Consider the following 12654-nt stretch of genomic DNA (forward strand, 5'->3'; position numbering starts at 1 on the left):
ACCAGTTCACGCCATGTCTTCACCCGAAAACCTGCCTTCTCTTCCCCAGCAGCCCCAGCCAACGGGCGCGCTGGCCCTGCGCCCGAGCGGCGCGCTGCAGACCCAACTGCTGGCGCAGCAACAAGAGGCCGACGCCCAGGATAGCGATGAGATCGACCTCAAGGCAATCTTTCGCACGCTGCTGAAGCACAAATGGACCATCGTGGGCACCACGGCGCTGTGCACCCTGGCGGCCGTGGTCTACACGCTCCGCGTGACACCGCAATATCAAAGCACAGCGTTGCTGCAGATCGACCGCGCGGCGCAGAAGGTGGTGGGCTTCAACGCCGAGGTCGAGGTGGACCAGGGCGCCGCGGCCGACCAGCTGCAACTGCGCACGCAGATCGAGCTGCTCAAGAGCCGCAGCCTGACCGAGCGCGTGATCGACGAAATGGGGCTTTACAAGCCGGAGAGCTCGACCGGGCTGCCCGAAGCCCCGGAGTCTGAGCCTGGTCGCCTTCCGGGCGAAGCGGATGCAGAAAAGCCGGGCTTTGTGGCGCTGCTGGGCAACAACCTGCAAACGCTGTTCAAGCCATCGTCTGACGACGAGCGCCTGCTCGGTCGATCGGCAACGATTGCCTCGTTCGAGCGCTCGGTGACGGTGGAACCGATCCGCAACTCGCGCCTGGTCGAGATCAAGGTGCTCAACGCCGACCCGGAGCTGGCCGCGCGCATCGCCAACACCATGGCCAAGGCCTTCATTGCCAGCAACATCGAGCGCAAGGTGGACTCGTCGGTGTACGCGCGGCAGTTCCTTGAAGACCAGATCAAGCAGACCAAGGCCAAGCTCGAAGAGAGCGAACGCCAGATCAACGACTACGCCAAGAAAAACGAGATTCTGAACCTGGGCGACAAGGGCAGCGCCGCCACGCAGACCTTTGTGGACTTCTCGGCCGCGCTGGGCAAGGCGCAGCAAGACCGCATCAAGGCCGAGACGCAATACAACGAGGTGAAGCGCAACCCCGACAGCGCCCCCCAGGCGCTGGATAACGCGGCCATTCAGGCCTACAAGGAGCAGAAAGCCAAGCTCGAAGCCGAATACGCCAAGAACCTCGCCACCTACAAGCCCGAGTTCCCGACCATGGTGCAGGCGCGCGCGCAGATCGGCGAGCTGAACAGCCGCATCAAGGCCGAGGTGGACACCATCCTGGCCAGCATCAAGGGGCAGTTTGAAGCGGCCAAGCAGCAAGAAGAGGCGCTCAGGGCCAAGGTGGCCAGCACGCGCAGCGAGGTGATCAGCGTGCAGGACCGCAGCGTCGACATGAACCTGCTGCAGCGCGAGCTCGAGACCAACCGGCAGGTGTATGACGCCCTCTTGCAGCGCCTCAAAGAAGTGAGCGTGACGGCGGGCATCACGACCAACAACGTGAGCATCGTGGACGAGGCTACGGCGTCGCTGTTCCCGGCCAAGCCCAAGCCGCTGGTCAACCTGGCGCTGGGCCTGGTGCTCGGGGTGTTCCTGGGCATGCTGGCGGCGCTGCTGCGCGAGCAGATGGACGACTCCATCAAACACGCCGACGAGATCGAGGGCACGCTGGGCCTGCCGCTGCTGGGCCTGATTCCGATGACCAAGCAGGAGAAAGGCAGCGAGGAGTCGATCGCGCTGCTGGCGCACCGCGAGCCGCGCAGCGGTTTTGCCGAGGCCTACCGCTCCATGCGCACGGCGCTGCAGTTTTCAACCGCCGACGGCGCGCCCAAGCGCTTCATGGTGACGAGCTGCGGCAAGAGCGAGGGCAAGACGACCACGGCGATCGCGCTGGCGATCAACTTCGCGCAGCTGGGCCAGCGCGTGCTGCTGATCGACGCCGACATGCGCAAGAGCGCGGTGCACAAGGCGCTGCGCATGCCCAACGAGCGCGGTCTTTCGAACCTGCTGAGCGGTGACCGCGGCAGCGAGATGCTGATCCAGCCGACGGTGATTCCGAACCTGAGCGTGTTGCTGGCCGGGCCGACGCCGCCCGATCCGGTGGAGCTGCTGATGGGGCCGAAGCTGGCGATGCTGATGCAAAAGGCGCAGGAGCTGGGCTTTGCGCAGGTGGTGATCGACGGGCCGCCGCTGCTGGGCATTGCGGACGCGGTGGTGCTGGGCAACCAGATCCAGCACGTGGTGTTTGCCGTGAAGGCCTCCAGCACCAAGAAAGACAGCATCAAGGACGCGATGCGCCGCCTGCGCAACGCGGGCATCGCGCCGATGGGCGTGGTGCTGACGCACGCGCGCAACGAGCACAGCAGCGACTACGCCTACGAGTCGTATTACGGCTACGGCGACGCACACACGCCGCGCGCGGCCAAGCCGCAGCCCGCCCCGGGCACGCAGCCGGCGCCGCTGGCGGCGAGCACCCGCGCCGAGCCGACGCTCGGCCCGACGGCCACCGCAGAGGCATGACCCCGCTCCCGCCGGACTGGAGCAGCCTGCTGCCCGCGCTGCTCGATTTCGAGCGCTCGCCCGGGCGCTACCGGGTGGTGCTGCGCGAGCCGCGCCCGCTGTTTGAGCACACGCTGGCGGTGCTGCAGCTGGCGGTGGGGCGTTCGGTGGACGGGCTGGCCGATCTGGCGCACGAGCCGGCGCAGACCGACGAGCTGAAGCGCGCGGCGCGCTTTTTTGTGCGCACGGTGCTGCTGCGCCCCGGCGTGGACCACTACACCCTGCTCGGCCTGGCGCCGGGCTGCGAAGCGGACGAGCTGCGCGAGCACTACCGGCTGATGATCCGCCTGACGCACCCGGACTTTGCCGCCGGCAGCGACGAGGCCTGGCCTGCGGACGCGGCCACGCGCATCAACCAGGCGAACGATGTGTTGTCGTCCTTCGAGCGGCGCTCGGACTACAACGCCGCACTGGCGTCGGCGCAGCCAGTGGCTGCTGCTGCGGGTGCGGCGGCGGCTTCGGCGAAGGTGGCGCAGAAGAAGCCGGCGACACCGCGCTCGCGCGTGCTGACGCTGCGGCCCAAGAAAGACGCGGATGCGGCGGCGGAGCGCACGGGCCCGCGGGTGCCGCGCGGCGTGAAGATCGCGCTGGCTTCGCTGGGCGCGCTGGGCGCGGCGACGGCGCTGCTGCTGAACGGCCCCGCGGGCGACAGCGGCTCGCTGGCGGTGCGCAAGCTGCCCAGCGTGGCCAACCCGACGCTGCAGGCCGAGACCAGCCTGGTGCTGGCGGGCGGGGCGGCGAGCGAGGCGCAGGTGGACACCGCGCCGGCCCCGGCCCCGGCGCCTGTGGCGGAGCCGGAGCCCGTGGCACCCCAGCCGAAGCCGCGCCGCAACCGGACCAACCGCGAGCTGGCGGCGGCGAAGGCGGCCGAGGGCAGCGCCAGCGGCGCCCCGGACGGGGCCGCGCTGAGCCTGACGATGGACACCCGGATGGTGGCGCCGATGGCGATGCCGGTTTCGATGGCGGTGGCGGCGGCTGTGCCGGCGCCAGTGCCGATGCCGAAGGCGGCTGCACCGGCCCCTGCCCCGGCTGCGTTGCCCGCCGAGCCGGTGGCGCCTGCGGCACCACGCGCGGCGCTCCCCGCGCCGACGCTGGAGCAGGTGCAGCCGGCGCTGTCGAACCTGGTGGCCAGCCTGCCCAGCGGGCGCGGCGAGAACATGGCGCAGTGGATCGACAGTGGTTTTCGGGCGCACCCGGACACGGGCCGCTTCGTGGGCCGGTTCAACCAGTTGCTGGCGGGTCTGCGCGTGACGCAGCTGGGCCATGTGCGCTTCAGCTCGCGCACGCAGGGGGGGCAGCTGGTGGTGGATGGCGTGATCGTGTTGCACACACAAGATATGAACAACGAGGCGCGCGTGCGCGACCTGCACCTGCGCGCGTTCTTCCAGCCGCAGGACGGGCAACCGGTGCTGACGCATTTGGTGGCGGAGAAATTGCAATGACGGCAGCGACCCTGAACGACGCGAAACCGGGCTGGACGCCGGCGCGCATGGGCGTGTTTGCGCTGCTGGTGCTGGCGGCGCTGTGGCTGGGCTGGAAGGCCTGGGACGTGAACATCACGATGTCGTGCTGGAAGAACGAGTGGCCCAACCTGCCGGTGTGCGAGGAGATCAACGGCCGCACGCCGCAGGAGCGCGTGGCCCGGCTGCAGGAGCGGCTGGCGGCGAACCCGGGCGATTCGCAGGCGCTGGTGGAGCTGACCGGGCTGGCGCACCGGCCCGAGACGGCCGCGGGGCTGGACGCTCCGGCGCTGCTGGCGGCGGCGGGCCAGGCGGCGCCGCAGGATGTGACGGTGTTGCAGCTGCAGGCCAACGAGGCGCTGCGCGCGCAGCGCTGGCCCGACGCGCTGGACAAGCTGACGCGGCTTTCGCAGCACCACCACAACGCCGACGCCACGCGCGTGCTGGCGGAACTGGTGGCGCTGGCGGCCCAGCCGACCGCCCAGCCCACGCTGCAGCAGGCGCTGGTGGACGCGGTGGAGACCGATCCAGGCTGGCTCGACCGCGTGTTGCGGGCGATGCCGGGGGCGAAGCTGCAACTGGCGAGCGCGATGCCGCTGGTGGGCCTGGTGGCGGCGAAGGAGCCGGGTCTGTCGGCGCCGCTGGGGCTGTATCTGATCCGCCAGCTCAAGACCGAGGGCCTGTGGCTGGAGGCGCACGCGATCTGGCTGCGCCTGTGGAAACGGCCGCTGGGCTATGTGTTCAACGGCGACTTCGAGCAGAACTTCGTGGCCGGGGGGTTTGACTGGGAGGTGATCGAGCGCGATCCGCACCGCGGGGGCGCGCGCATCGACCTGGCCGGGCGGCGCGAGCGCGGCCAGGTGCTGCGCGTGGCGTTCACCGGCCGGGCGATGAAGACACCGCTGGTGCGCCAGCACCTGCTGCTGCCGCCGGGCAGCTACCGGTTTGCGGGCGAGTTCCAGTCGGGCGATCTGCGCAGCGAGCGCGGCCTGGCCTGGGTGTTCAGCTGCGCCAGCAATGGGCGCGAGCTGGCGCGCACCGCGCCGCTCATGGCCGGCGGGCGCACCTGGCAGCCGCTGGGTGTGAGCCTGGAGGTGCCGGCCGACTGCGGGCTGGGCGTGGCGCTGGCGCTGCAGACCGAGGCACCTTTCGAGGCCAGGACCGGCCTGCGCGGCGAGGTGGTGTTCGACCGATTCACGCTGGTGCAGGCACCCGCAACCCAGGAAGCGAACCCGCCATGATCGATCTGCACAGCCACATCCTGCCGGGCATCGACGACGGGGCGAAGACACTGGACGAGTCGCTGGAGATGGCGCGCATCGCCGTGGCCGACGGCATCCACACCATGGCCTGCACGCCGCACATCTACCCCGGCATGTACATGAACGACGGCCCGGGCATCGAGTGCGCGCGCTTTCGCCTGCAGGCGGATCTGGCCAGCAACGGCATCCCGCTGAAGCTGGTGGTGGGGGCCGACGTGCACCTGGTGCCGGGCCTGATCGACGGGCTGAAAAGCGGGCTGGTGCCGACGCTGAACCACTCGCGCTACTTTCTGCTGGAGCCTTCGCACACCACGCCACCGCCGCGGCTGGAGGATTCGGTGTTCAACCTGATCACCTCGGGCTACACGCCCATCATCACGCACCCCGAGCGGCTGACCTGGGTGGAGAGCCATTACCCGGTGTTCCAGCGCATGGTGGCGCAGGGCGCGTGGATGCAGGTGACGGCGGGGGCGCTGACGGGGGCCTTTGGCAAGCGCGCGCAGCAATGGGGCGAGCGCTTCGTGGGCGACGGCTTCACGCACATCCTGGCGACCGACGCCCATTCCACCGGCCGGCGCTGCCCGCGGCTGAGCGAGGGGCTGGAGGTGGTGCGGCGGCTGGTGGGTGATGCGGAAGCGCAACGCATGGTGGTCGAGCGGCCGATCGCGGTGCTCGAAAACCTGTCGCCAACAGACTTCGGACTGCCCCAAAAAGAGGCATCACGCCCATCAGCCTTTGGTAAATGGTTCTCAAAGGTGCGGGGCCTACCTTGATCCGCACCAAATGGTTTCAAGTCATTGAAAACATTTGATTTTTTCTGTTTCCGGGGTTGACGTGTCACACAGCCCCACTTACTATCGTTAAAACTTCGGAGGTATTCACATGAAACAACTCGCTCTCGCCTTGGCCATCACAGCTGTTGCTGGCTCTGCATTCGCTCAAGCCGGCGCCACCGTGACCTCGGTCAACGGCCTGGTGACCATGTCGTCCGGCAACACGCTGGTCAACGTCACCCCCGGCATGCCCCTGCCCACCGGCGGCCAGCTGCTCACCTCCGGCAGCGGCTCGGTGACCGTGCAGTTCGCCAGCGGTTGCACGGCCATCCTGGCGCCCGGCCAGTCCATGCCCGTGACCGAAGCGGCTTGCACCCAAAACGTGGCTGCGCGCGGCGCAGGCGGCAGCGGCAGCGGCGTTGGTGGCGGCGGCGGTGGCGTCCTCGCCGGTGGCAACGGCCTGTTGCTGGCTGGCGGCGGCGTGGCCGCACTGGCGTACAACGTGAACCAGAACCGCAAGGGCAACGGCGCCACCGTGACCACCCCCACCCAGCCCGGCAACCCGGCCGTGGTCGTGACGCCCACCCCGGTGCGCCGCCCGATCAGCCGCAGCTGATCCCCAGGCGGGAAACAAAAAAAGCCCTTCGGGGCTTTTTTTGCGTCTGGGCGGCGGCAACACTCGACAACATTGAAACCAAAGAAGCCAAACATGAACATTCTGGTGGTGGGCGGCGCGGGCTACATCGGCTCGCACATGGTGAAGCACCTGGGCCTGGCAGGCTGCGCGGCGATGACGCTGGACAACCTCTCGGGCGGGCACGCCGATGCGGTGTTGCACGGCACCTTCTTGAAGGGCGACATCGCCGACCGGGCGCTGCTCGACCGGCTGCTGGCCGAAGGCCGGTTTGACGCGGTGATGCATTTCGCCTCGTTCATCCAGGTGGGCGAGTCGGTGGTGGCGCCGGCGAAGTATTACCAGAACAACGTGGTGAACACGCTGAACCTGCTGGACGCGATGGTGGCGGCGGGGGTGAAGCGCTTCATCTTCTCGTCCACGGCGGCGATCTTCGGCGAGCCGCAGAGCGACACGATCGACGAGCAGCACCGGCAGGCGCCGATCAACCCGTATGGCCGCACGAAGCTGATGGTGGAGCAGGCGCTGGCGGACTACGACCGGGCCTATGGGCTGAAGTCGGTCTGCCTGCGCTATTTCAACGCGGCGGGCGCCGACCCGGCGGGTGAACTGGGCGAGCGCCACGACCCGGAGACGCACCTGATCCCGCTGGTGTTGCAGGCGGCTTCGGGCCGGCGGTCGCACATCAGCGTGTTCGGACGCGACTACGACACGCCCGACGGCACCTGCATCCGCGACTACGTGCACATCAACGACCTGTGCCAGGCGCACTGGCTGGCGCTGCAGAGCCTGATGGGCGGCGCGGGCAGCCAGGCCTACAACCTGGGCAACGGCAGCGGGTTTTCGGTGCAGGAAGTGATCGACACGGCGCGCAAGGTGACGGGCCGCGAGATCCCGGTGGTGTACGCCGAGCGCCGCGCAGGCGACCCGGCGCGCCTGGTGGCCGATTCACGCGCCGCGACGGCGCAGCTGGGCTGGAAACCGCAGTTTGCGGCACTGGAGACGCTGATCGAACACGCCTGGGCCTGGGAGCAGAAACGCGCAATTCAGTTGTAGGTCACCACGACCTGGACCGTGTCGCTGTAGCCACCGGGTGTCGCGCCGACCTGGTTGGCGGGCAGGGTGCCGCAGACCTGCCGGTTGATGGTGGAGCCCAGCAGCACGATCAGCAGCGAACCGCCGACGGTGCTGGTGGCGCCCGTGCCATCGCCCCAGACCACCGAACAGGCGCCGCCCGAGCCGGAGTCGCCATAGAGCTGGTAGGTGAGCCGGGAAGCGCCGTTGGCCATCTGGCGGTCGTTGTAGGTGGCGCCGTAGGCCCCTTTGCCCAGGGAGATGCTGTAGTCCACGAACAGGCCCACCGTGCCGGTGCAGGACACGTTGACATTGCCCGAGCCGGAAGCGGCGGCGCCGCCGATGGGGTTGTAGGCCCCGAACGCCACCGGGGACGTGCCCACCACGCAGGCGGCACTCACCGTGGCCGTGACCAACAAGGTGTCCGTTGCGGTGGCCGATCCGGCGACGCCGAGCAGGGCCATCAGCGCGGCAGGGAGCAGGAATTTTTGGGGAAATTTCATCTCGCAAGTCCTCCTGGGGCTCAAAGCCACCACGCGTTGCGGACAGGGGTGAAACCATCGGGCCGATCCTTCGGTATCAAAGGATGTGATGCACGCGCAATCAACCATGGCCCGAACGGCAAACGTCTCACCGTGTGGACAGTACCTGTGGTCGTTTTCGCGAACCTGGGATGGCCGGCCGAGGCTTCTGGTGGTGATGTTCAACCCGCCAACGGCCGATCACGCAACAGACGACCCGACCATCCTGCAGCTGTGCTGCATCGCCTCGCACAACGGCTTCGGGGGCATCGTGGTGGCCCATGGCATTCCCCTGTGCAGCCGGTACCTGGGTGACGCGATCGAGATGACCCGGCACGCCATCACGGGTCGCAAGAAGGACGCCAGAATGCTCGAGCAGAATCTGGAGGTCATCGCGGCCGAAGTCCGGCGATCGGGCGCGGTGCTCATCGCCTGGGGTGCGCTGGCCAGAAAATGCCCCGAGTGGTTCGAGCAGGTCCTGGACACGATCCGGTCTTCCCTGCCAGACTGCGCCGCGCTGTATTGCGTGGAGAAAACGGCGACGGGCTACCCCATGCATCCGATGGCCAAGGGCAGCAGGAGCGTGCCCAAGACCGCTGCGCTTCAGATCTGGTGATGTGGCCACGAATGGCTGCCCGTCGCGCTGCACGGTGTGGTTCAGCATCTGAAGATGCCCTCGGCATCGTTCATGCCACGCGACTGGGTGCGCAACGAGGTGGCGGCGGCGGTCAGGGCCGCCTCCAGCGGGCGCACCAGACAGGAACGCCCAACCCGTGCCTTCAGCGCTGGAAAGCCAGGTCCTTGGGCCAGTGCAATCGATGCCCCGTTCGCGCGGCCAGAAGCTCGATGTCTTCCGGACTATCGACATCCATGCGGTAGTGGGTATTCCCGCTGATCCAGCGATGGACTTTGTCGGGATGGGCCTCTTGCCATTGCTTGCCGCCGAACGCCGGTTCGCTGTTCAGGATTTCCTCGCACACCTCGGCGCTGAACACCACAGGATTACCGGGCAGTCCGTCCACATCGGCTCGCACCAGGGACGTTCCAGCAGGTCGCTGACGGTAGGCACCGAGCAGATCGACGATGTCCTGGGCGTTGACCAGGGGCTGGTCCGCCAGCGCCACCAACACCGTGTCAACGCGGGATGAAAGCGACCGCAGCCCGAGCCGGAGCGATGACACTTGCCCTGCAGCGGGATCGGGGTTGCAGACCAGGGTGACGGGGAAGTCGCTCAGGACAGGCTGGATGCGGGCTGCGTGATGACCCAACACCACCACCTGCTCGGTAACTCCGGCCTCTGAGAGGGCCATCAGCTGGTGCTGGATCAATGGAATGCCATGGCGTTCGAGCAGGCACTTCGGGCGGTTCCCCATCCGCGCGCCAGCACCTGCAGCAAGGACCACGGCGCCCACCCTGTCCATCTCATGCAGGCCCAGAGGGCTCCAACGTTCCCGGGCCCGGATCTGGGCAACTCACGCGGTGCAACGGAAGCGGCTCGCGTGGCGGTGCCGAGGCCGCTGCGGTTGGCGCGGGATCGGTCAAGCCATTCGGACAGCGCAGCAGATGGTCCTTGGCGGCTGCCACGGCCATGCTGTCATGCAGATGGACACCGTTCTTGACACCCAGAATCTCGGCCATCACGCTGATGGCGATCTCCGGCGGGGTCTTGCTGCCGATATAGATCCCGATGGGCCCGCGCAATCTGGACAGCGTCTGTTCGCTGAGATCAAAGTGGGTTCTCATGCGGTCGCGTCGCGCATCGTTGTTGCGGCGAGAGCCGATGGCGCCCACATAGAAAGCCTCGCTGGTCAGGGCCTCCAGCAGGGCCATGTCGTCCAGCTTGGGGTCGTGCGTCAGTGCGACCACACAGCAGCGCCGGTCCGGCCGGAAGGCACGCACCACGTCGTCCGGCATGCCGGTGGCCAGTCGCACGTTCGGCACCGACCAGGCGCGCCGGTATTCTTCCCGCGGGTCGCACACTGTGACCGCGAAACCGCTGAACACAGCCATGGTCGCCAGGTACTCGGTCAGTTGACCAGCACCGATGAGCAGCATGCGGTACTCGGGGCCATAGGTATTGCGAAGCGATTGTTCGTCCAGGCACAGACCGTCACCGGCCTGCGCCGGATGCAACTGAACGCTGCCGTCGACCATGCTGAGCACACGCCGAACCATTTCGCCGCACGACAGCCGCTGAACCAGCGCCTGCAACACGGCGGCATCGGGATCGAACTCCAGCACCAGTTCCAGCGTGCCGCCGCAAGGGAGTCCAAAGCGATGCGCCTCATCGGCGTCGATGCCGTATCTGACGAGCTTTGGCGGCCCGTGGGGGATGGCGTGGCGCTCAGGACCGGCCGATGGCCCAGGGAGATAAGCCGGGGTGAATCGATGGATCAGGTCGTCTTCGATGCACCCCCCCGAAACCGACCCCACGACCTGCCCATCTTCGGAAAGCGCCATGATGGAACCGACCGGACGGGGCGCGGAGCCCCAGGTTCGAACCACGGTGGCGAGCACGGCGCGCTGCCCGGACAACCGCCAGCCGAGCAAGCTGCGAAGCACGAACAGATCCAGGTTTTCCATCGGCTCAGGCCCACACTCGTCTAGGGGCTCGCCAGCCAGGTCCGAGCCAGCTGAACCCAGTAGGTGGCGCCCAGCGGGATCAGCTTGTCGTTGAAGTCGTAGCTGGGGTTGTGCAATGTGCAGGGCCCCTCGCCGTGACCCATGTCGCGGTGCGTCCCCTCACCGTTGGAGATGAAGACGTATGCACCCGGCTTGGCCTGCAGCATGTAGGAAAAGTCCTCCGAAGCCATGGCGGGCTGCTGGGTCAGGACCCGGGAAGTTCCAACGATGTTGGCCATCACCGCGCGCGCCAGCGAAGCCTCGATCCCGCTGTTGACGGTGGGCGGGTACTTGCGATGGAACTCGAATTCACACCCGGCCCCGTAGGCATCACAGGTGTGTTGAGCCACGTCCTTCATGCGTTTTTCGATCAGGTCCAGAACCTCCAGGGAGAAAGTGCGCACCGTGCCTTGCAGCTCGCATGAATCGGGCACGACGTTGGTGGCTTCACCGGCGTGGATCATGGTGACCGAAAGGACGCCCGCGTCGACCGGCTTCTTGTTGCGGCTGATGATGGTCTGGAAGGCCTGCACCATCTGGCAGGCCACCGGGATGGGATCGATGCCGTTGTTCGGCAGGGCCGCGTGGCTGCCCCTGCCGCGTATGGTGATGCGGAAGTCGTTGCTGGACGCCATCACCGGCCCAGGGCTGACCGCAAAAGTGCCCATCGGCGCCCCAGGCCAGTTGTGCATGCCGAAGACGGCCTGCATGGGGAACAGCTCGAACAAGCCCTGTTCGATCATCACGCGGGCGCCACCGCCATCCTCCTCGGCTGGCTGGAAGATCAGGTAGACGGTGCCGTCGAAGTCGCGGTTTCGCGCCAGCTCCTGGGCTGCGGCCAGCAGCATGGCGGTGTGCCCATCGTGCCCACAGGCGTGCATCTTGCCGGCGTGCTGGCTCGCATGCGCAAACCGGTTGAGCTCTTGCAGGGGCAAGGCGTCCATGTCGGCTCGCAGCCCCAACGCACGGCCACTGGCACCTCCGTCGCGCCCATGCACCGTGCCCACCACACCGGTGCCCGCCAGCCCACGGTGAACAGGAATGCCCCATTCGGTGAGTTTGGTGGCCACGATGTCGGCGGTGCGCTTCTCCTCAAAACAGAGTTCCGGGTGGGCGTGGATGTCGCGCCTCAGAGCGGCGATGCCCGCGGCCTGCCCAACGATGTCGTCAATCAGTTTCATGCGATTCACACTCCTGGGCGTGCCGGCATTCAGCGGGCCAGCAACCCGATGCAATAACCCAGGGCAACGCCCAGTGCGGTACCAAACACCACCAGCCAGGCGGGCACCGGAGCGCCCAGACCGCCGCCACCGACCACCGTGGGCAACCCGGCCATGGGACCGCCAGGTGTGACCACCGCTGCAGGCTGCACCGCAACCTCGGCCCGTGGTGCGGCCTCACCCGTGAGCTGGCGCGCAAATGCACCAAAGAAATCGTCGGCGTTCTTCTTCGCCACCGTCTGTACGAGGCGACTGCCCACGCTGGCCAGCTTGCCCCCGATCTCGGCCTCGGCGGTGTAGCGCAGGCAGGTGCCCGCACCCTCGTCCAGCGGCTCCAGCGACACGCGGGCCGTCATGCGTGCGAAGCCGGCCGCGCCGCCTTGTCCGCGCCCTGTCAAGGTGTAGCCCCGCGGTGGGTCGAGGTCGCTCAGTTCGACCGCACCGCGGAAGGTGGCCGAGATCGGGCCCACCTTGGTGGTGACGACGGCGCTGAATTCGGTGTCAGAAAGTTTGTCGAGCTGCTGGCAGCCCGCGATGCTGGCCTGCAGCACAGCGGGGTCGTTGAGGGCTTCCCAGACACGCTGTTGCGCGACGGGCAGACGGTACTCACCACTGAATTCCATG

Annotated in this window: 12 protein-coding genes; 7 read left to right on the forward strand and 5 right to left on the reverse strand. The window is 67.6% G+C overall.

Going from position 1 to position 12654, the window contains the following annotated elements; translation table 11 throughout:
• The first annotated feature begins 13 nt into the window (after positions 1–13).
• From ACN5W5_RS08365 to galE, 6 genes are all read left to right on the forward strand, one after another.
• Positions 14–2425, forward strand: coding sequence for a GumC family protein (locus ACN5W5_RS08365; protein WP_420048067.1), 2412 nt, complete (start codon positions 14–16; stop codon positions 2423–2425).
• Entirely contained in the window at positions 2422–3906 is a 1485-nt protein-coding gene (locus ACN5W5_RS08370) for a J domain-containing protein (protein WP_420048068.1), read from the forward strand. Before ACN5W5_RS08365 ends, ACN5W5_RS08370 begins: the two co-directional genes overlap by 4 nt.
• The gene (locus tag ACN5W5_RS08375; protein ID WP_420048069.1) at positions 3903–5165 is read left to right on the forward strand and encodes a hypothetical protein; all 1263 of its coding nucleotides are present in this window, start codon (positions 3903–3905) and stop codon (positions 5163–5165) included. The genes ACN5W5_RS08370 and ACN5W5_RS08375 overlap by 4 nt, the downstream gene beginning before the upstream one ends.
• Positions 5162–5959, forward strand: a complete 798-nt coding sequence (locus ACN5W5_RS08380) for a tyrosine-protein phosphatase (RefSeq protein ID WP_420048070.1) — start codon at positions 5162–5164, stop codon at positions 5957–5959. Before ACN5W5_RS08375 ends, ACN5W5_RS08380 begins: the two co-directional genes overlap by 4 nt.
• Before the next feature lie 109 nt (positions 5960–6068).
• Positions 6069–6575, forward strand: a complete 507-nt coding sequence (locus ACN5W5_RS08385) for a hypothetical protein (protein WP_420048071.1) — start codon at positions 6069–6071, stop codon at positions 6573–6575.
• 93 nt (positions 6576–6668) lie between these two features.
• Positions 6669–7649, forward strand: a complete 981-nt coding sequence (galE, locus tag ACN5W5_RS08390) for a UDP-glucose 4-epimerase GalE (protein WP_420048072.1) — start codon at positions 6669–6671, stop codon at positions 7647–7649.
• On the opposite strand, the gene ACN5W5_RS08395 is transcribed toward galE, so the two are convergent.
• Positions 7640–8170 carry a spore coat U domain-containing protein gene (locus tag ACN5W5_RS08395; protein ID WP_420048073.1) on the reverse strand — a complete coding sequence of 177 codons (531 nt, stop codon included), beginning with the start codon at positions 8168–8170 and terminating at the stop codon, positions 7640–7642. The two genes, galE and ACN5W5_RS08395, sit on opposite strands and share 10 nt — an antisense overlap.
• A gap of 106 nt (positions 8171–8276) precedes the next feature.
• Here ACN5W5_RS08395 and ACN5W5_RS08400 point away from each other — a divergent pair, with 106 nt between their 5' ends.
• The gene (locus ACN5W5_RS08400; RefSeq protein WP_420048074.1) at positions 8277–8804 is read left to right on the forward strand and encodes a DUF1643 domain-containing protein; all 528 of its coding nucleotides are present in this window, start codon (positions 8277–8279) and stop codon (positions 8802–8804) included.
• Between the two features lie 163 nt (positions 8805–8967).
• Here ACN5W5_RS08400 and ACN5W5_RS08405 read toward each other — a convergent pair whose 3' ends face one another.
• The 4 genes from ACN5W5_RS08405 to ACN5W5_RS08420 are packed head-to-tail and all read right to left on the reverse strand — an operon-like array spanning position 8968 to position 12653.
• The gene (locus ACN5W5_RS08405; protein ID WP_420048075.1) at positions 8968–9609 is read right to left on the reverse strand and encodes a nucleotidyltransferase family protein; all 642 of its coding nucleotides are present in this window, start codon (positions 9607–9609) and stop codon (positions 8968–8970) included.
• A gap of 1 nt (position 9610) precedes the next feature.
• The gene (locus ACN5W5_RS08410) at positions 9611–10771 is read right to left on the reverse strand and encodes an XdhC family protein (RefSeq protein WP_420048076.1); all 1161 of its coding nucleotides are present in this window, start codon (positions 10769–10771) and stop codon (positions 9611–9613) included.
• A 20-nt stretch (positions 10772–10791) separates the two neighbouring features.
• On the reverse strand, positions 10792–11991 hold the full coding sequence (locus ACN5W5_RS08415) for a M20 aminoacylase family protein (protein ID WP_420048077.1): 1200 nt from the start codon (positions 11989–11991) through the stop codon (positions 10792–10794).
• 29 nt (positions 11992–12020) lie between these two features.
• The gene (locus tag ACN5W5_RS08420) at positions 12021–12653 is read right to left on the reverse strand and encodes a CoxG family protein (RefSeq protein WP_226463622.1); all 633 of its coding nucleotides are present in this window, start codon (positions 12651–12653) and stop codon (positions 12021–12023) included.
• Between the last annotated feature and the right edge of the window lies 1 nt (position 12654).

Source organism: Hydrogenophaga sp. ZJX-1, assembly GCF_048590325.1.
Taxonomy (GTDB): Bacteria; Pseudomonadota; Gammaproteobacteria; order Burkholderiales; family Burkholderiaceae_C; genus Hydrogenophaga.